The following is a 20,092-nucleotide window of genomic DNA, read 5'->3' as shown; positions in this document are numbered from 1 at the left end:
GAGAGGTGTTTCAGAGGGAGGAAGACCATGAAAGCATTTGCAAAACTTGCTCTCGGCACGGCGTTGAGCGTGGCGCTCTTCGCCGGGTCGGCAAGCGCCCAGAACATGAAGATCGGTCTCGTGGCCAAGTCGCTCGGCAACGGATTCTTCGAGGCGGCCAACAAGGGCGCCCAGGAAGCCGCGAAGGAACTCGGCGGTGTCGAGGTCATCTATACGGGGCCGACAAGCACGACGGCCGAAGGGCAGATCGAGGTCATCAATGCGCTCATCGCCCAGCGCGTGGATGCGATCGCCATCTCGGCCAACGATCCCGATGCCGTTGTGCCCGCGCTGAAGCGGGCCGCGCAGCGCGGCATCAAGGTGATCTCCTGGGATTCCGCCGTCGGCAAGGACGGGCGCATCGTGCACCTCAACCCGTCCTCGAACGAGTTGATCGGCAACATGTGCCTGAAGCTCGCGGCATCCCACCTGCCGGACGGCAAGGGTGATTTCGCGATCCTGTCCGCGACCTCCACCTCGACCAACCAGAACACCTGGATCGCCGAGATGAAGAAGCAGCTCCCGAAATATCCCGGCCTGAATCTCGTCACGACCGTTTATGGCGACGATCTGGCCGATAAGAGCTATCGCGAGGCCCAGGGCCTGCTGAAATCCCATCCCAACGTAAAGGTGATCGTCGCTCCCACGACGGTGGGCGTGCTCGCCGCTTCGCAGGTGGTGAAGGATGCGGGCAAGATCGGGCAGGTCTATGTGACGGGCCTCGGGCTTCCCTCCGAGATGGCGGGCGCGGTCCATTCCGGCGCGACGAAGGAGTTCGCGATCTGGAACCCGATCGATCTCGGCTATTCCGCCACGCAGATCGCCTATCGCCTCGTGAAGGGCGAGACCGACGGCAAGCCCGGCGCCGAGATCAATGCCGGCCGCATGGGCAAGATCAAGATCGGCGACAACGGCGAGGCCGCCATGGCCGACCCCTTCGTCTACGACAAGAACAACGTCGACGAGTTCGCCAAGATCTTCTGATCTCGAAAAGCCACTCGGAGAGAGGGCGTGGACAGCCGCGCCCTCCTTGCTCTCATTCGGCACCTGGAAGGATTTCCATGTCCGCGGTTCAAGCGATCCCCGAGACCCCGGCTCCGCTTCTGGAGATGCGCGGCATTTCCAAGACGTTCCCCGGAGTCAAGGCGCTCGATCAGGTGGATGTCGCGCTCTATCCCGGCACCGTGACGGCGCTGATCGGCGAGAACGGCGCGGGCAAGTCGACGCTCGTCAAGATTCTGACCGGAATCTACCAGCCCGACAGCGGTGAGATCGCCGTCGACGGCGCTCCCGTGCAATTCGTCAATGCCGAGGCGGCGATCCGCAGCGGCATCACGGCGATCTACCAGGAGACCGTGCTGTTCGACGAACTCTCGGTCGCCGAGAACATCTTTCTCGGTCACGCGCCGAGAAACCGGCTGGGGCTCGTCAATTGGGGCGCCATGAACGCGCGCGCCGCGGCCCTGCTCACCTCCATCGATGCGCCGATCAGCCCTTACACCCGCCTGAAAGACCTCTCGATCGCCCATCGGCATCTCGTCGCCATTGCGCGGGCGCTCTCCGTCGAGGCTCGCGTGGTCATCATGGACGAGCCGACGGCCGCGCTCTCCTACAAGGAGGTGGAGGACCTCTTCCGGATCATCGAGCGGCTGAAGAAGCAGGGCAAGGCGATCCTCTTCATCAGCCACAAGTTCGAGGAAGTCTATCAGATCGCCGAACATTTCGTGGTGTTCCGGGACGGCCGCTCGATCGGCTCCGGGCTCCTGTCGCAGACCGGGCAGGGCGAGATCGTCCGGATGATGGTCGGCCGCTCGGTCGATCATGTGTTTCCGAAGGTCGATGTGGCGATCGGCGATACCGTTCTGAAGGTTCGCGGATACTCGCATCCGACGGAGTTCGACGGCATCTCCTTCGACCTCCGGCGCGGCGAGATCCTGGGCCTCTACGGGCTGGTCGGCGCCGGGCGCTCGGAATTCTGCCAGGCCCTGTTCGGCATCACCCGCCCCAGCGCGGGAACCCTCGAGCTGGAGGGCCGCCGGATCGGTATCCGGTCGCCGGCGCAGGCCATCGCGGCAGGCATCGTCTATGTGCCGGAGGAGCGCGGCCGCCACGGCGCCGTGCTGCAGATGCCGATCTTCCAGAACATTTCCATGGCGACGCTGGCCCGAACGACCCGGGCGGGATTCCTGCGTCAGGCGGAGGAGTTCGCCCTGGCGCGGACATACGCGGAGCGGCTGGACCTGCGCGCGGCGGCGCTCTCGGTTCCTGTCGGCACGTTGTCCGGCGGCAATCAGCAGAAGGTCGTCATCGGGAAATGGCTCGCCGCGCGGCCGAAGGTCATCATCCTGGACGAGCCGACCAAGGGCATCGACATCGGCTCGAAGGCGGCCGTGCATGCCTTCATGAGCGAGCTCGCGGGCGAGGGGCTCAGCGTGATCATGGTGTCGTCCGAACTGCCCGAGATCCTCGGCATGTCCGATCGCGTGATGGTGATGCGCGAGGGGCGAATGGCCGGACTATGGGAGCGCGACGGTCTCGATGCCGAATTGCTCGTGCGGGCCGCGACGGGCAACACCTGATAGGGCAGGGTAGGAAATGATGAGCCGAATCCTGAAATACCGAGAACTCCTGCTGGTGGCGATCATCGTCGTGCTGATCGCGATCTTCTCGGCGCGCGCGCCGGGCTTCGCCTCGCCGGAGAGCCTCGCCAACATCTTCAACGATACGTCCATCCTGATGATCCTGGCGCTCGGCCAAATGGCGGTGATCCTCACGAAGTCCATCGATCTGTCGGTCGCCGCGAACCTGTCCTTCACCGGCATGGCCATCGCCATGATGAACGCGGCCTATCCGCAGATCCCGCTGCCGCTTCTGATCGTCATGGCCATGGGCATCGGCGCGCTCCTCGGCGCGATCAACGGCCTCATGGTCTGGAAGATCGGCATTCCGTCCATCGTGGCGACCCTCGGCACGCTCACGATCTATCGCGGCATGGCCTTCGTGCTCTCGGGCGGAGCCTGGGTCAACCAGACCCAGATGACTGCGACCTTCCTGAATACGCCCCGCGTCGTCGTCCTCGGCCTGCCGCTGCTCGGCTGGACGGCCATCCTGGTGATCGCGCTCGTCACGATCGTCTTCACGCGCACGGTCTTCGGTCGCGCCCTCTACGCCGCGGGCGGCAATCCGACGGCGGCGCTTTATGCCGGGATCGACGTCGGGCGCACGCGCTTCTTCGCCTTCGTGCTGTCGGGCGCTCTGGCGGGCCTCTGCGGCTATCTGTGGGTCTCCCGCTATGCGGTCGCCTATGTGGATATCGCGGCCGGCTTCGAGCTCGATACGGTTGCGGCCTGCGTGATCGGCGGGATCTCGACGCTCGGCGGGATTGGATCGGTCGGCGGCGCGATCCTCGGAGCCCTGTTCCTCGGCGTGATCAAGAATGCGCTGCCGGTCATCAATATCTCACCGTTCTGGCAGATGGCGATTTCCGGTTTCGTCATCATCGTGGCGGTTCTCTTCAACGCGCGGCAGGAGAAACGGAAGGGGCGCCTCATCCTCCGCGATGCCGCGAAAAGCAGATCGCCCCTGGCTGAGGTGCCGGTGGAAGGAGCCGCCGCATGAGCACGCTGACCTTCGAGAAGCAGCCGTCGCGCCATATCCCCGACAAGCTCTCGACGCCGGCGGGTCGGATCCTCGGCAGCTGGGAGGCTCTGCTCGTCGCCGTCGCCATCGCGATCTTCATCGCGAACTCGTTCGCGTCCCCGCACTTCCTCGATCCGTGGAACCTGTCGGACGCGACCTACAATTTCACGGAAAAGGCGATGATCGCGTTCGCGATGACGCTCCTCATCATCTCCGGAGAGATCGATCTTTCCGTCGCGGCCATCATCGCCTTGGCGTCGACCGCCATGGGAGCGGCCGTGCAGGCAGGATTCCAGACTCCGGCCCTCGTCGGAATCGGGCTCGGTGTGGGGCTGCTCTGCGGCGCCTTCAACGGATTCCTGGTGGCGCGCATCGGGCTCCCGTCCATCGTCGTGACCATCGGCACCATGAGCCTGTTTCGCGGCATCGCCCAGATCGTGCTCGGCGATCAGGCTTATGGCGGGTATCCTGCGAGCTTCGCCTGGTTCGGCCAGGGCTACATGTCCGACTTTTCATGGTGGCCGACACTGCCGGGTTTCGAGGTCGTCACCTTCGAAATGGTCGCCTTCGTGGTGTTCGCCCTCATCTTCGGTATCCTGCTTCACCGGACCGCTTTCGGGCGGCGGATCTACGCCATCGGCAACAACGCCTTTGCCGCGCAGTTTTCCGGCATTCCGGTTCAGCGGACCAAGTTCATGCTCTTCCTGATGACCGGCCTCATGAGCGGCTTCGCGGCCGTGTGCCTCACATCGCGCCTGGGTTCGACCCGCCACACCATCGCAGCCGGATGGGAGCTCGAGGTGGTCACGATGGCGGTGCTCGGCGGTGTGAGCATCCTCGGGGGCTCGGGCACCATCCCGGGCGTGGTGCTGGCCGCCATCGTCATGGGGCTCGTCACGTTCGGTCTCGGTCTCCTCAATGTGCCCGGCATCGTCATGTCGATCTTCATCGGCTTGCTGTTGATCCTCGTGATCGCGCTTCCGATCGTCATCCGCCGTATCCGCTCAGGGGCAGCCGCATGACCGGAAAAGAGAAATACGCCTTCAAGATGCAACTCAACCCCGGCATGGAGGGCGAGTATCGCCGCCGTCACGATGAGATCTGGCCGGAGCTGGTCGAGCTTCTGAAGGATGCCGGCATCGAGGATTATTCGATTCATCTCGACCGGGAGACCGGCATTCTCTTCGGTGTTCTGTGGCGGCGCGCGGACCACCGCATGGCGGATCTGCCGAACCACCCGGTCATGAAGCGCTGGTGGGCCCACATGGCCGACATCATGGCGACGAATGCCGACAATTCCCCGGTCGACAAGCCCCTCGTCACCGTCTTCCATATGGCGTGAAAGCATGAAAGTCGCAGTGCTCGATGTCGGCAAGACCAACGTGAAGGCCGTCATCGTCGATGCCGAGGCACGATGCGAGATCGCCACCCGCACGATCCCCAACAGGGTGCTGACCGATGGTCCTTATCCGCATTTCGACATGGACGGGATTTTCGCGTTCTTCCTGCAGTCCCTGAAGGATCTCAACGCTGAATTCGGATTCGATGCCATTTCGATCACGGCTCACGGTGCAAGCGGGGCGCTTCTCGGGGACGATGACTTGGCGCTGCCGGTCCTCGACTACGAATTCCGCTATCCGGCAGAGATCGATGCCGCCTATGACGAGATCAGGCCGGACTTCACGGAGACCTTCTCGCCGCGCCTGCCCGGGGGCCTCAATCTCGGAGCGCAGCTGCATTATCAGAGATCGCTGTTTCCGGAAGCCTTCCGCAGAGTGCGGGCTGTCGTCACGTACCCGCAATATTGGGGCTGGCGGCTGACGGGAAAGGCCGCCACGGAGGTCACATCCCTCGGCTGCCACACCGATCTCTGGAGGCCGAAGGAGGGGCGCTTCTCCTCGCTCGTCGAGCGGCTCGACATCGGCGACAAGCTTGCTCCCGTCATGAGGCCTTCGGACCTTCTGGGACATGTGACGGAGAAGATCAGCGCGATCATCGGGCTTGCGCAGCCTGTGCCCGTCCACTGCGGCATTCACGACTCGAACGCGTCGCTCCTGCCGCATCTGGGACAGCATGAAGCGCCGTTCGCAGTCGTCTCGACGGGAACGTGGGTCGTGATCTTCGCGGTCGGCGGCGACCTCGATCACCTCGATCCGACACGGGACACCCTCGCCAACGTGGATGCACTCGGTCGTGCCGTGCCGTCCGCCCGCTTCATGGGCGGGAGGGAGTTCGAACTGCTGACAAAGGGCCGGGGCCGGGCGACGCCGGAGGCAATCCGCCGCGTCCTGGACCGACGGATTCTCATGACTCCGAGCGTCGTGCCAGGGTGCGGGCCGTTTCCCGACGCCACACATCGTCTCGTGAACGCGTCGGATGATCTGAATGAGGACGAGACCTATGTTGCGGCTTCGCTCTACACGGCAATGATGACGCAAGCCTGTCTCGATCTCACCCGTGCAGCAGGGCCGATCATCGTGGAGGGACCGTTCGCGCGCAACGCCCTTTATGCAGAGGCCTTGTCGAACGCAACCGGCCGCGAGGTCATTGCCGTTTCCAGCGCCACCGGGACCAGCGTCGGCGCGGCCCTCCTCGCGCTCGCACCATCGACACCAGTCGCACATCGAGAAGGACTGCAAACGCCTTCCAGCCAACTGCAGAAAGACTTTCCGCTTTATCGTGCCGAGTGGAACGCTCACGTGAAGATCAGTTGAATGGAACGTCTTGAGCGCACGCAAGACTAAATCGCTATATCGTTAAATGGCGGGTGGTAATACGCTTTTGCACGGATCGATGATCCTTTATTGCTCTTAAGCCGCCATATTGCAGCCGCACTGCGACGCTTAGCTGGGTCATATTCAGTTGTAGCGTTGTAGAGCAAACAGGTTGCCAATGAAGTTGGAACGAAAGAACCTATCAGTCCCGGCAGAAACGAACACGATCCTGTCGGAGTTGGAGCGGACGATGGTTGCATCGATCGCTCTGATGAAGCGGCTGAGGCGCGAGAGAAGGCGATCGGTGCGCGTGGAGCGCACGGCCGAAGAGCAGAGTGCCTGATCAAGATCATCCCTGACGATCCGCGTTGCTCTTTCTCGAGACGCCTGATTGCAGACGGAGCTTGCGCATGAAGCCCAAACGCGAAACGCAGGATTGGGCTTCTTGCTTTCGTCCTACGGGCGTTGCGCAACGAAGAAGAGCCGCGGGAAGCGCAGCAGAACCTTGCCATCGGGTTGAACTGGATAGGCTTCAGCAATGGCTGCCTCGTAGCGGCGATGGAAATGCGAGCGCTCCTCCGGCGACAGCGGGTCGATATAGGGTTTCAGGCCCGTGCTCTTGAACCATTCGACGATGGCGGCTGCACCGTCCAGAGGATGAACATAGGTCGTCTGCCAGAGATCGACCGAGCACCCCACCTGCCGCAACCACGCATAATAATCCTCGAAGGATCCGATGGTCTCTCTTGCCCGGCCTAGCGAGGTGAGCTTCTCCGCCCATGGGCCATCCTGAGCAATCTGGGCCATGAGGCGATGGGAAGGCTCGTTCAGATTGTTCGGCATCTGCACGGCGAGGCATCCGCCATCCTTCAAGAACGAGACGAGCCGTTTGAGAAGGGCAGGGTGTTCGGGAAGCCATTGCAGAACGGCGTTGGCGAAGATCAGATCAAAGCGCTCGGTGGTCTCCCAATTTGCGATGTCCGCTTCCTCGAAGTGCAGCCCGGGCAGCCGCGCCTTCGCCTTGGCGAGCATGTCCGGCGAATTGTCGAGCCCGAGAATCCGCGCCGAGGAAAAGCGCCGGGCGATCAGTTCCGTGCTGTTCCCGGGCCCGCATCCGAGATCGATGCAGCTCGTCGCCGCGTCCAGGGGCACACGTTTGAGCAGGTCGAGCGAAGGGCGCGTGCGCTCGTCCTCGAACTTCAGGTATTGTCCCGCATCCCAATCGACCAACGGATTGTCTCCTTCATCGTGCCGCGTCGACATCCGGCCACTCTGACGGAGTTCCGGCACGCCGCGGGCGCAGCGGTACAACTTTCCTAGCTGCGCCTCAACGGATCTCATGCCGCCACAAGGCTTTATCGGCGAAATCCGACGCGACAGCCATAATGTTTCGGCGTATAGTTCGACAACAGGTTGCGGTTGTGCGTAACCCCGGACGGTACACGCAAGGCCGTGATCTCGACTGCCAAGGTTCATCCCTGGAGGAGCGATTATGGCCAATTTTCATATTGTCGCCGGCGCAAGCGAAGCTCCGGCGCATCCGGTTGTCAGAAAGATCACGCCTGCCGATTTGAAAGAGGCTTTGGCGAAGGGGTTCGACGATTTCTGGGCCATGCCGTCGCATCTGGTGTTCCTGGGACTGATCTATCCCGTCGTCGGGGTCTGCCTTGCCGCGCTCACCTTCAGCAACGACGCGCTGCCGCTTCTCTACCCCCTGGCCTCGGGCTTCGCTCTGATCGGCCCGATCGCGGGTATCGGTCTTTATGAGATCAGCCGGAGGCGGGAACTCGGCCTGTCGACCTCCTGGCAGGATGCGTTCAACGTCCTGAAGTCGCCCTCGATCCCATCGATCCTCGCACTCGGCGTGCTGCTGCTGGTGATCTTCCTGACCTGGCTGACGACGGCCCGCCTGCTTTATCAATCCATCTTCGGCTACGCGGTGCCCGATACCTATGCCGGCCTGATCAATCAGGTTCTCACGACACCGGAGGGCATGCAGTTGATCATCTGGGGCAACATCCTCGGCTTCGTCTTCGCCGTGGCCGTCTTGAGCATCAGCGTGATCTCGTTCCCGCTTCTCCTCGACCGGGATGTGGGCGCGGCCGTTGCCGTCTACACCTCCGTCAAGGCCGTGGCCATGAATCCGCTCACCATGGCCTTGTGGGGCATCATCGTCGCCGCGGCCCTCCTCGTCGGCTCCATACCGCTCTTCGTGGGGCTCGCCATCGTGATGCCGGTTCTCGGACACGCGACCTGGCATCTCTATCGCCGGGTCGTAGAGCCTCCGCATCCCGACGATGCGCACCCGGTGAGATAATCCCCTATCAGGGAGTGGATGGGAGGCGGTCCGGTGGTCGGGCCGCCTTCTCGTCGTTCAGGATCCGGATCCGAAAAAGACGATCCGTGACAGCAGCGTGTAATCGGATTCGAGAACCATGATCGCGACGAACACGAGGACGGCGCTGATCGGCACCAGAATGGCATAAACCAGCGACAGCCGCTCCCAGGCCATATGCATGAAGATCGCCACGATGAGGCCGGCCTTCAGCAACATGAAGAGAACGATCAGGGCGTATCGGAGAAGTCCCTGAACCTGGAAGTAGTCGACGAAGTAGGAGCAGGCGCTCAGGACGAACAGCCAGGCCCACACGACCAAATACAGCTTGATGGGATGCTGTTGTCCCTGCGCATGTGCGCCTCCCTGTGCCATGACGCGTTCCTTACCAAAGATAGAAGAAGGCGAAGATGAAGACCCAGACCAGATCGACGAAGTGCCAGTAGAGCCCCATGATCTCGACGGATTCGTAACGCCCTTTCCGGCTCGTGAAGAAGCCGCGTCGCTCCTGGTCGAAATCGCCGCGCCACACCTTCCGGGCGATGACGAGCAGGAAGATGACGCCGATGCTCACATGCGTGCCGTGAAAACCGGTGATCATGAAGAACGACGAGCCGAACTGGGCCGCTCCCCACGGATTGGCCCAGGGGCGGACGCCTTCATGGATCAGCTTGGTCCATTCGAAGGCCTGCATGCCGACGAAGGTGGTGCCGAGGAGCGCCGTCACCAGCATGAGGATGGCGGTTTTCCTGCGGTCGCGGCGGTAGCCGAAATTCACCGCCATCGCCATGGTTCCGCTGCTGCTGATCAGCACGAAGGTCATGATGGCGATCAGGATCAGGGGAAGGGATTTTCCGCCGATGGTCAGGGCGAAGACTTCGCTCGTGTTGGGCCACGGCACCGTCGTGGACATGCGGGCCGTCATGTAGGAGATCAGGAAGCAGCTGAAGACGAAGGTGTCGCTGAGAAGGAAGATCCACATCATGGCCTTGCCCCAGGACACGTTCCTGAAGGCCTGCCGGTCCGAGGAAAAATCGCTCGCGATGCTCCGCAGGCCGGAAGTTTCGGTATAGGTGGTTCGCAAGTCCGTCGCCGCCTGTTCCGCCATGGGCAGAATTCCTCTCACGTCAGCAATTGCCGGCAGATGTCCACGAAGTTGCCCGCCCAGCCCGTCAGCACGCTCAGAAAGACCAGCCAGACGAGAAGCAGGAAGTGCCAGTAGGTGGCGCAGAGCTCTACGGACAGCCGCAGCCGATCCGTCACCACTTCGCGCCATGCCTTTTCGGTGGTCCTGCCCAGGGCCGCCAGACCGCCGAGCAGATGGAGGCCGTGCAGCCCGGTCAGGATGTAGAAGAAGGCGTTGGCCGGATTGGCGGCCAGAAAATAGCCTTCACCGCTCAATTGGCGCCATGCCAGGAGCTGGCCCGACAGGAAGGCGAGGGCCGAGATGCCGCCGGCGAGGAGACTTGCCCTCAGCTCGGCCATCTCGCCGCGTTCGGCCGCGCGCCTCGCCCCGTGAAGAGCGAGGCTGCTCAGGGCGAGCATGGTTGTGTTCAGCCAGAGAATGCGAGGCACCGGCAAGCTGCGCCAGTCGGGCAACTGCATGCGCATGGCATAGGCGCTGATGAAGAGCGCGAACAGGGAGCCGATCACCGCGAGCAGGATCAGAAGCCCGACCCTGTAGGGAGGCGCAGGCGCTTCGTCCGGAAGGTCGCCCGCGACGCCCTGTTCCAGCCAGGGCTTCGATGCCAGCCCCTGCCGCGAGAGCCACCAGGCGCCGATGACGGCGAGTCCGCTCAGGAACAAGAGGATGCTACCCATGGGACGATCCCGGTACGATGCGCGTGATCCCGGGCTGGTTCTGCGGCAGGAAATCCTGGTCGGCGCCCGGCACGCTGTAATCGTAGGCCCAGCGATAGACTGTCGGAACGGTCTTGCCCCAATTGCCGTGCGGCGGCGGCGTCTCCGGCGTCTGCCATTCCAGCGTCGTCGCCCGCCAGGGATTGCCGCCGGAAGGCCGGCCGTGACGCAGGCTCCAGAACAGATTGAAGACGAAGACCAGCTGCGTCGCGCCGACGATCAGGGCCGCGATGGTGATGAAGGCGTTGAGCGTGTGCGCCGACGGCGGAACGAAGGCTATGTCGGCGATGTCATGATACCGGCGCGGGATGCCCATCAATCCGAGATAATGCATCGGGAAGAAGATCGCATAGGCACCTAGGAACGTGACCCAGAAATGGATCCGGCCGAGCGTTTCGTTCAGCATGCGCCCGGTCACCTTCGGATACCAATGATAGATCGCTCCGAAGATCACGAGGATCGGGGCCACGCCCATGACCATGTGGAAATGCGCCACGACGAACATCGTGTCGGACAGCGGAACGTCCACCACCACGTTGCCGAGGAACAGCCCGGTGAGGCCGCCGTTCACGAAGGTGACGATGAAGGCGAGCGCGAACAGCATGGGCAGCGTCAGATGGATGTTGCCGCGCCAGAGAGTCAGGATCCAGTTGTAGACCTTGATCGCTGTCGGAACGGCGATGATCAGCGTCGTGGTGGCGAAGAAGAACCCGAAATACGGGTTCATGCCGCTCACATACATGTGGTGCGCCCAGACCACGAAGCTCAAGGCGCCGATGGCGAGAAGCGCCCAGACCATCATGCGATAGCCGAAGATGTTGCGCCGCGCATGGGTGCTGATCAGGTCCGACACGATGCCGAAGGCAGGCAGGGCGACGATGTAGACCTCCGGGTGCCCGAAGAACCAGAACAGATGCTGGAAGAGCAGAGGGGACCCACCGTTGCGTTCGAGCGGCTGACCCATCTCGACGATGGCTGGCACGAAGAAGCTCGTCCCGAAGACGCGGTCGAAGAGCATCATCACGGCACCGACGAACAGAGCCGGGAAGGCGAGCAGCGCCATGAAGCTCGCGGTGAAGATCCCCCAGACGGTGAGCGGCATGCGCATCAGCGTCATGCCGCGCGCCCGCGCCTGCAGCACCGTCACCACATAATTCAAGCCGCCCATGGTGAAGCCGATGATGAAGATCATCAGGGAGGAGAGCATCAGGATGATGCCCCAATCCTGTCCGCCGGGCGTGCCCGACAAGATGGCCTGCGGCGGATAGAGGGTCCAGCCGGCGCCGGTTGGGCCGCCCGGGGCGAAGAAGCTTGCGACGAGAACCAGGACGGCGAGGAAATAGACCCAGAAGCTCAGCATGTTGACATAGGGAAAGACCATGTCGCGTGCGCCGACCATCAGGGGAATGAGGTAATTGCCGAAGCCGCCGAGAAAGAGGGCGGTGAGAACGTAGACCACCATCATCATGCCGTGCATGGTGATGAACTGGTAATAGGCGTTGGCGTCGATGAAGGCGAAGACGCCGGGAAAGCCAAGCTGCAGCCGCATCAGCCACGACAGCACGAGGGCGATCAGCCCGACCGAGAGGGCGACGAACGCGTACTGGATCGCAATGACCTTCGCGTCCTGGCTGAAGACGTATTTCGTCACCCAGCTGTGAGGATGGTAGAGCTCGACATCTTCGACGTCGGACGGTGCGACAGCTCCGGCCGGACCAAGTGGGACATCAACCATCAGGGTTCTCTCCCCGGCTGCTTCCTCTATCTCCGTTCAATCGGGCCCGCCGCTCGCAGGCGAAAGGCGCGCAAAGCTGCGCGCCGCCTGATGCTGCAGCCATGCCTGATAATCCTTTTGCTCCTGGATCACGAGCGTTCCCCGCATCTGCGGGTGGCCGACGCCGCAGAGTTCCGCGCAGAGAATGTCGAAGCTTCCGGTCCTCGTGGGCGTGAACCAGATATAGGAGACCTGTCCCGGCACGAGATCCATCTTGGCGCGCAGCTCCGGCACATAGAAATCGTGGATGACATCGATGGAGCGCAGGAGCGCCTTCACCGGCTTGCCGACCGGCAGGTGCAATTCGCCGCCCTCGATGACGACGTCATCCTGCGATTTCGGATCGTCCTTGTTGATCCCGAGCGGATTGTCGGGGCTGATCAGCCGGGCGTCGGAGGTGGCCAGCTTCCCGTCCGGTCCCGGCAGCCGGAAACTCCATTGCCATTGCTGGCCCACGACTTCGATGTCGGTCGCATCCTCCGGAACGGTGATGAACTGCCGCCAGACGAAAAGGCCCGGCGTCAGCATGGCGGCGACCCCGACGGCCGTGACGAGGGTCAGCCACCATTCGAGCCTTTTGTTCTCCGGTTCGTAATGGGCCTGCTGCCCGGCCCGATGACGGAAGCGGTAGACGCAATAGGCCATGAAGAGGACGACCGCGACGAAGACAGCGCCCGTGATCCAGAAGGTGATGATGATCGTGTCGTCGATGTAGCGCCAGTTCGAAGCGATCGGGGTCCACCACCAGGGGCTGACGAGGTGGAAGATGACAGAGCCGACAGCGATCAGAACCAAGACGAGCGCTACAGCCATTCCTGACCCATCCTTGCCGTGAGAGGCCTCGGATTTGAAGCAGAAAGCAGTGACTCTTGTACGCCATTACATGGTTTTTGGCTGGGTTCACTCGTGAAGAAACTTCAACCAAAACATGGATGCAGGCAACGCCGGCTCGTCGTTGTTCACTCTACATGGGAGCAACTTGGACTACGCCAGTATATGGGGTGAAAAACTACACCCGTCGGAATGTCAGGTCAATGAGCCTTGGCTTTCGGGGCGTCGCCAGACATAGATTAACCCTTCATCGGGAGCAGGTGGGCAGAGTTCTTATTTTAGCCACATTTGGCATGAGTGAGAAATCGCCAGTCGAATGGGCTCCAGTTCCACTATAGTGTCACGACGCTGCTGTCGGGATACGCGTCGTTCAGCCATTAACCTCAAGGCCGGGTTCCATCTATTGCAAGTATATTTTCCTCGGGACAGTCTGTGATCTTCGGTCAACTGTCCGTCAAAAACGCAGTGTCAGGGTTTTGCCGCTAGGGAAACTGTGGTTAGGTGCCTCTCGACAATCTGAGCCGATCAGGATCCCGGCCTAGTCGGGACGGGTTCGGCCTCGCGACCAAGAAACATGAATCTGTTTTGGCCAGGGAGGTCATGCTTCACTTGCGACGGCTGCGTAACAACCGACGGATCGTGTTTCCCGTCGTGGTCGGCGTTCTGTTGAGTGGAATGCCGCTCGCGCCTGCCGTCGCACTTGATCTCTTCGGATGGCTTCGTGGGGACGGCAATGCGCCGCCGCCTCCGAGTGCTCAGGCCCTGCCGTATTCTCTCGATATCGTGGTGAGCGGGGACAACAGCGATCTCAAGCAGGTGCTGAAGGACGCCTCGACCCTTCAGAGCCTGCAATCGGATCCGCCGCCCGATGCCGCGGCCTTGGCCAGTCGCGCCGAGGCCGACCTGCCTCGCCTGATCGACGCGCTCTGGGGCGCCGGGTATTACAACGCTCGTGTCACGATCAACGTGGCCGGCGTCCCGATGGTTCTGCAGTCCCCCCGCAGGGATGCCGCGACCCGGGCCGCCGCAGGCTATCTCGCGCGTGCGCTCGTGCCCGTTCAGATCGTCGCCGATCCGGGTTCGCAATTTGCCTTGAGGGACGTTGCGGTGCTGGACGCCAGGACTGGGCGTCCGTTCCCGCCGGCGGAACTCCCGCCCCGTGTCGTACAGATCAAGCCCGGGGATCCGGCGCGTTCCGCCGACATCGTCGCCGCCGAGGCGAGGATCGTCGATCATTTCCGGTCGCAGTCGCACCCCTTCGCCAAGATCAGGCGGCAGAATCCCGTGGTCATCCATCCTGCACAGGCGATGGACGTGAGCCTGAGCGTCGATCCTGGACCTCGGGCAGGAATTGGGACGATTTCGATCCATGGCGCGGAGAATATCGACCCGGCCGTTGTGCGCTCCTTCATCTACACGGAGCCGGGCGATCCCTATTCGCCCGCGGAACTCGCCTCCATGCGCAAGTCGATCTCCCAGATCGAGGCGCTGTCCTCGGTGCGGATCCGTGAAGGAGAGGCTCTGGATGCTTACGGCAATCTTCCTCTCTTCGTGGAGCTGACTGAGCGCCCACCGCGGGTCATCGGCGCCTCGGTGCAATATTCGACGACCGATGGGCCAGCGGTGCGGGCGTACTGGGCCCACCGGAACCTGTTCGGCGGCGCGGAGCGGCTGCGGCTCGAGGGCAGCGTCTTCTATCTCACCGAAGATGGCGGCCAACCCGACCGGAGCCAGGATTTCTCCTGGGACAATCTCGGCGGACGGTTTCGTGCGAGCTTCCTGAAGCCTGCCCTCTGGGGGACCCGCAACGATTGGCTGGTCGACGGTCTCGTCGAGCGCGACAGGACGGAGGGCTATACGAGCCGTCTCGCGAATGCGAGCACAGGCATCCGCCACCGCTTCAGCGAGACCTTCTCGATCCAGGGCGGCATCGAGTACGAGAAGGGGCAGGCGACCGACATTCTCGGCCAGATCGACTATACCCTCGTCGGCCTTCCGGTTTCCCTCAGCTACGACTCGACCGACAACCTCCTCAATCCCACCAAGGGCATGAGGGTGATCGCCTCCGTGGCGCCCTATCCGGAGTTCCTCGGTTCGTCGGTGCCCATGACGGTCGCAAGGGGAACTGCGTCCGCTTATTTCTCCCTTGACGAGGACGCCCGATACATCCTTGCCGGACGCATCGGACTCGGCTCCATCGTCGGCGCCGATCTCGACGAGATTCCCGCCAACCGGCGCTTCTATGCCGGCGGCGGCGGTTCCGTGCGCGGCTACCGCTATCGCTCCCTGAGCCCGACCTTCCTCGGAGACCCCATCGGCGGCCGAAGCCTGCTCGAAGCCTCGCTCGAGGCGCGCATCAAGATCACCAACACCATCGGCATCGTGCCCTTCGTGGACGCGGGAACGGCTTTCGACTCGAGCTTCCCGAATTTCGACGAGCCCATCCGCGTCGGTGCGGGCCTGGGCCTGCGCTATTACACGGCCGTCGGGCCCATCCGCCTGGACGTCGCGATCCCGGTCAATCCGGGGCCCGGCGATCCGTCCTACGCCATTTACGTTGGAATCGGGCAGGCCTTCTGATGTTCAAGCGGATACGCTCTCTCGCTCTCATGTCCCTCGTCATCCTGGCCATCGCGGCCTTCTGGCTGGCGAGCGACCGTCCGAGCCAGGCACAGAGCGATCAGGGCATCCTGGCGAGCCTGATCTCGCGTCTTCTCTCGACGCCGACCACCCGCGTCACCATCGGCAGCATCGAGGGAGCCCTGACGTCGGACGCGGTGATCCGGGATATCCGCATCGCCGATCGGGACGGCGTGTGGCTCAACCTCGATCGCGCCCGGCTGGTCTGGAGCCGCACGGCGCTGCTGCGCGGGCGCCTGCAGGTCGATGAACTCACCATCGACAAGCTTCAGATTTCGCGCAGGCCGCTGCCCGCCGAGGAGGATGCGCCCGTTTCCGACGAGCCGATCCTGCCCGAGTTGCCGGTCAAGGTGATCGTGGACCGTTTCGCCCTGCAGGAACTCGCCCTCGGTCAGCCGGTGCTCGGCACGGAGGCCCGGCTTTCAGCGGCGGGGTCGGCACAGTTGGGCGATCCGTCCGAAGGTCTCGACCTGAATTTTCAGGCACAGCGCCTCGATGCTCCCGGCCGGCTTTCGATCGATCTCACCTATGTGCCGCAAACGAAACGGCTCGCCCTCGACCTCACGCACCGGGAACCCGCCGGCGGTATCGCGGCCCGGCTGATGGATCTGCCCGGGCTTCCGCCTGTCGACCTGAAGCTCACCGGCCAGGGACCCATGAGCGATTTCGCAGCAAGGCTCGACTTCGCCGCCGGGCCGACGATCGGCGCCGCCGGGACGGCGGCCGTCCGGCGCGCCACGTCTGGCTACGATGTGAACCTGGATCTTGCGGCCCGCATCGAAGGATTGCTGCCCGCGCCGGCCGCGCCGGTCTTCAGCGGCACGACCCAGCTCGTCGGCAACGTGACCGTCGGCGACGACAGCAGCCTGCGGTTCCAGCCGGTGCGCATCACGTCGAATGTCGCGCGTTTCGATATGACCGGAACGGTCAGCTCCGGCCAGGTTCTCGATCTCACCCTCAACGCCCGCGCCCTGCCGACCGACGGCACGAAGACGCGAGCCGGAGAGGCGGAGATCGCCCGGTTCAATTTCGACGGCACGGTGCAGGGCCCGTTGACGGCGCCGCGCATCAACGGAACGCTCGACGCAGCCGAGATCAGGCTCCCCGAGGGCTCCCTGGACACGCTGACGGCACGCGTGACCATGAACCCAGCGGACGGCTCAACCCCTCCAAGCCAGTTCTCCTTCTCCATCGACGCCAACGCCGCGGGCATCCGGCCCGTCGACCGGACGCTCGCCAGGGCAATTGGACCGACGCTCTCCATCACCTCGCGCGGTTCCTTCGGTCTCGACGGCATCGCCAATGTGGAGACGGCGCGCATCGAGACGTCCACCGCTCAGGCGAGTTTCACCGGACGCGTGGGCGGCACCATTCTCGACGGCACGCTCGATGCCCGCATTCCGGGGCTGGCATCCTTCTCCGGCCTGGCCGGCCGGCCCTTGCAGGGAGCCGCGACCCTGACGGCGCAGCTGTCGGGCAATCCACGCCGGTACGACATGGCGGCCGTGATCGATGCGCGCTTGCGGGAACTGTCGACCGGTACACCGGCGGCCGACGGACTCCTCGGGCGCAGCGTCACGGCAGCCGGAACCCTGCGACGCATTCCCAACGGCTACGCGTTCGAGAATTTCCGCGTGGACGGTGCGCATCTCGATGCACGTGTCGATGGGCGCGCCACGCAATTCGCGGCCGATCTCGGCCTCGACATCACCATCGACGAGTTGAGGCGCGTCGATCCGCGCATCGCCGCCGGCCGCGCGAATGTGACGGCCCGCCTCGGCGGCTCCCTCGAAAAGCCGGACGTGAAAGGCGTTGCGACGCTCACCGACATGCGCGCCCTCAACCGCTCAATTCCACGCCTTGCGATCAATATCGACGCCAGGGACGTCACGGGAGCGCTCGACGCGGCATTGACCCTCGATGGACGGGTGGATGGGAAACCTGCGACGGGCTCTCTCCATCTGGCAAGGCCCTCGGATGGCGGATGGCTCCTGGATCGGCTCGCCGTCAATATCGGTTCCGTGGCATTGAAGGGCGATCTACGGCTCGGCAACGACCAGCTGGCGCAGGGTGAGATTTCCCTGTCGGGCAGCAATTTCGACGATCTCTCGCCGCTCGTGCTCACCAAGCTCGATGGCGCGCTCGATGCCGTCGTTTCGCTGAGCGCTCACGATGGCGGTCAGGATGCGCGGATCACCGCCAAGGGCGCGCGCTTCGCCGTGGCGGACATTTCGGTGCGGGACTTCGATGCGAGACTGACCCTCCAGGATCTCTACCGCCGCCCGATGATCGACGGCAACGTCTCCGCGGAGTCGCTGACGGCTGCGGGGCAGACGTACAGCGCCGTGCGCTTCGTGGCCAACGGCACGCCTGCCGCCTCGCAATTCACCGCCTCCGCGGTGGGGCAGGGCTTCAACCTCGATGCGCAGGGACGGGTCGTTCCGGGCGATGCGACGCGGATCGAGCTTGCCAGCTTCACGGCCCGTCGCGGCAACCGCCGCCTGGCTCTTGCGCAGCCCGCGGCCATCACGCTGCAGAACGGCGCCGTCACCCTGTCCAATCTCGTGATCGCGGCGGACCAGGGGCGCATCACGGTGAACGGCACCGTCGCCGACAGGCTCGATCTCACGGTCGATATCCGCCGTCTCCCGCTTCAGGTAGCCGACATCGTAGTGCCCAATCTCGGCCTCGCCGGCACGGTCAACGGGAATGCGTCCATCGGCGGAACGGTGGCAAATCCGACGGGCGCCTACCGCGTTGCCGTCTCGGGGCTTGCGACGGCGGAGACCCGCCGGGCGGGCCTGCCCGCGCTCACCATCGACGCGCAGGGTCGGCTCGCCGACCGGCGGGCCGGCGTCGACGCCAGGATTGCAATTGGACGCGGCAGCGCCTTGCAGGTGACGGGAAGCGTGCCTCTCAGCCCGGCGGAGGAGCTTGCTCTCAGGGTATCGGGCCGCACGGACCTGACCATCGCCAATTCCTTCCTGTCCACATCCGGTCAACGTCTGACGGGCGCTGCCAATCTCGATCTGTCGATTGCCGGCACCTTCGCGGATCCGCGCATCGAGGGCAGCGTCACGCTCGCCAGCGGCAGCTTCACCGACTCGCTGCAGGGCATCCGGCTCAGCGGCATCGCCGGCCGGTTCGTCGCGCGCGGGAAGGTGCTCACCATCGAGAACCTGACCGCGCAGACGCCGAGCGGCGGCTCCCTTGCGGCCAGGGGACAGGTCACGATCGATCCCGCCGCGGGCCTGCCCGGCGACATCCGGATCACGGGCAATCGCGCCCAGCTCGTCTCCAACGAGACCGTCGACGCGACGGCGGATTTGGACCTGACCCTCTCGGGGCCGCTCATGAGCAGGCCGCGGGCCGCTGGGCGCATCGACATCGTCTCGATGAACGTCTCGGTGCCGGACCGGCTGCCGACCACCTTGAGGCCGCTTCCCGGCACCAAGCATGTGCGGCCGACCCCGACCGCGGCCGCGCGGCTGGCCCTCGCGCAGCGGCGGCAATCCGCTTCCTCGCGGGGCACCCCGTTCCGCGCGGAGCTCGACCTGACGTTGACTGCGCAGAACCGGATCTTCGTCCGCGGGCGCGGCATCAATGCCGAACTCGGCGGCGACCTGCGGCTTCAGGGCACGACGCAGGATCCGGTCGCGATCGGAGCCTTCGAACTCCGGCGCGGGCGTTTCGACATCCTGGGCAAGCGGCTCGATTTCGTGCGCGGACGGCTCGATTTTACCGGCGACCTGACACCGTCGCTCGATTTCCTGGCTGAGACGCAGGCCGGCGACGTGACCGCCCGCATCGGCGTGACCGGCCCGGCTTCGAGCCCGGAATTCACGTTCAGCTCCAGTCCGGACCTGCCTCAGGACGAGGTTCTCTCCCGCATCCTGTTCCAGCGGCCGTCGGGCGGGTTGTCGGCCGGGCAGGCTCTGCAGCTCGCGCAGGCCGTTGCCCAGCTCTCGGGCGGGACCGGAAATGATGCCTTCGAGCAACTGCGCCGCTCGCTTGGTGTCGACAGCCTCGACATCACGGTTGGCGCCGGAGGCGGGCCGGGCGTGGGCGTCTCGCGCTACATCAGCGACAACGTGCGGGTGGGTGTGAAGGCCGGTGCCCTGCCGGAGGAGAGCGGGGTCACGGTCGATATCGACCTGACGCGTCGCCTGAAGGCTCAGGGTGAGATCAACGCCGAAGGCGGCAGTTCGGTGGGCTTGGGCTTCGAGATGGAATACTGATCGAGGCGTGATGCGCTGGATA

General features: G+C 63.9%; 15 protein-coding genes. 9 read left to right on the top strand and 6 right to left on the bottom strand.

Annotated features, from left to right (window positions below; all coding sequences use genetic code 11):
• The first annotated feature begins 27 nt into the window (after positions 1-27).
• The 6 genes from rhaS (at position 28) to U0023_RS01470 (ending at position 6,392) form a co-directional block, all read left to right on the top strand.
• Positions 28-1,023 carry a rhamnose ABC transporter substrate-binding protein gene (gene rhaS / locus U0023_RS01495; protein WP_009764130.1) on the top strand — a complete coding sequence of 332 codons (996 nt, stop codon included), beginning with the start codon at positions 28-30 and terminating at the stop codon, positions 1,021-1,023.
• 77 nt (positions 1,024-1,100) lie between these two features.
• The gene (locus U0023_RS01490; protein ID WP_009764131.1) at positions 1,101-2,618 is read left to right on the top strand and encodes a sugar ABC transporter ATP-binding protein; all 1,518 of its coding nucleotides are present in this window, start codon (positions 1,101-1,103) and stop codon (positions 2,616-2,618) included.
• Positions 2,619-2,637: 19 nt separating this feature from the next.
• Entirely contained in the window at positions 2,638-3,657 is a 1,020-nt protein-coding gene (locus U0023_RS01485; RefSeq protein ID WP_040639131.1) for an ABC transporter permease, read from the top strand.
• Positions 3,654-4,700 carry an ABC transporter permease gene (locus tag U0023_RS01480; protein WP_009764133.1) on the top strand — a complete coding sequence of 349 codons (1,047 nt, stop codon included), beginning with the start codon at positions 3,654-3,656 and terminating at the stop codon, positions 4,698-4,700. The genes U0023_RS01485 and U0023_RS01480 overlap by 4 nt, the downstream gene beginning before the upstream one ends.
• Positions 4,697-5,020: an L-rhamnose mutarotase gene (gene rhaM, locus U0023_RS01475; RefSeq protein WP_009764134.1), complete on the top strand. Its 324-nt coding sequence runs from the start codon at positions 4,697-4,699 to the stop codon at positions 5,018-5,020. Before U0023_RS01480 ends, rhaM begins: the two co-directional genes overlap by 4 nt.
• A 4-nt stretch (positions 5,021-5,024) precedes the next feature.
• Positions 5,025-6,392, top strand: a complete 1,368-nt coding sequence (locus U0023_RS01470) for an FGGY-family carbohydrate kinase (RefSeq protein ID WP_009764135.1) — start codon at positions 5,025-5,027, stop codon at positions 6,390-6,392.
• Positions 6,393-6,848: 456 nt separating this feature from the next.
• Here U0023_RS01470 and tam read toward each other — a convergent pair whose 3' ends face one another.
• Positions 6,849-7,622: a trans-aconitate 2-methyltransferase gene (tam, locus tag U0023_RS01465; RefSeq protein ID WP_009764137.1), complete on the bottom strand. Its 774-nt coding sequence runs from the start codon at positions 7,620-7,622 to the stop codon at positions 6,849-6,851.
• Positions 7,623-7,884: 262 nt separating this feature from the next.
• Between tam and U0023_RS01460 the strand changes: the two genes are divergently transcribed.
• Positions 7,885-8,709: a DUF2189 domain-containing protein gene (locus tag U0023_RS01460; protein WP_009764138.1), complete on the top strand. Its 825-nt coding sequence runs from the start codon at positions 7,885-7,887 to the stop codon at positions 8,707-8,709.
• 57 nt (positions 8,710-8,766) lie between these two features.
• On the opposite strand, the gene U0023_RS01455 is transcribed toward U0023_RS01460, so the two are convergent.
• From U0023_RS01455 to U0023_RS01435, 5 genes are read right to left on the bottom strand one after another with little or no spacing between them, the layout of a single operon-like run.
• Positions 8,767-9,102, bottom strand: coding sequence for a cytochrome C oxidase subunit IV family protein (locus U0023_RS01455; RefSeq protein ID WP_009764139.1), 336 nt, complete (start codon positions 9,100-9,102; stop codon positions 8,767-8,769).
• 10 nt (positions 9,103-9,112) lie between these two features.
• Positions 9,113-9,835, bottom strand: coding sequence for a heme-copper oxidase subunit III family protein (locus U0023_RS01450; RefSeq protein ID WP_009764140.1), 723 nt, complete (start codon positions 9,833-9,835; stop codon positions 9,113-9,115).
• A 14-nt stretch (positions 9,836-9,849) separates the two neighbouring features.
• A complete protein-coding gene (locus U0023_RS01445) occupies positions 9,850-10,548 on the bottom strand; it encodes a cytochrome c oxidase subunit 3 (protein WP_009764141.1) in 699 nt (232 codons plus the stop codon).
• A complete protein-coding gene (ctaD, locus tag U0023_RS01440) occupies positions 10,541-12,322 on the bottom strand; it encodes a cytochrome c oxidase subunit I (RefSeq protein WP_009764142.1) in 1,782 nt (593 codons plus the stop codon). Before ctaD ends, U0023_RS01445 begins: the two co-directional genes overlap by 8 nt.
• Before the next feature lie 36 nt (positions 12,323-12,358).
• A complete protein-coding gene (locus U0023_RS01435; protein WP_009764143.1) occupies positions 12,359-13,174 on the bottom strand; it encodes a cytochrome c oxidase subunit II in 816 nt (271 codons plus the stop codon).
• Between the two features lie 618 nt (positions 13,175-13,792).
• Here U0023_RS01435 and U0023_RS01430 point away from each other — a divergent pair.
• Together U0023_RS01430 and U0023_RS01425 are read left to right on the top strand one after the other, a co-directional pair.
• Complete coding sequence (locus tag U0023_RS01430) at positions 13,793-15,772, top strand: autotransporter assembly complex protein TamA (protein ID WP_009764144.1); 1,980 nt, start codon at positions 13,793-13,795, stop codon at positions 15,770-15,772.
• Positions 15,772-20,070 carry a translocation/assembly module TamB domain-containing protein gene (locus tag U0023_RS01425; protein ID WP_009764145.1) on the top strand — a complete coding sequence of 1,433 codons (4,299 nt, stop codon included), beginning with the start codon at positions 15,772-15,774 and terminating at the stop codon, positions 20,068-20,070. Before U0023_RS01430 ends, U0023_RS01425 begins: the two co-directional genes overlap by 1 nt.
• Positions 20,071-20,092: the final 22 nt, after the last annotated feature.

It is taken from the genome of Microvirga lotononidis (assembly GCF_034627025.1).
GTDB classification, from domain to species: Bacteria; Pseudomonadota; Alphaproteobacteria; order Rhizobiales; family Beijerinckiaceae; genus Microvirga; species Microvirga lotononidis.
Note: the sequence above shows the minus strand (reverse complement) of the source record. Positions and strands in the feature narration are given on the sequence as shown.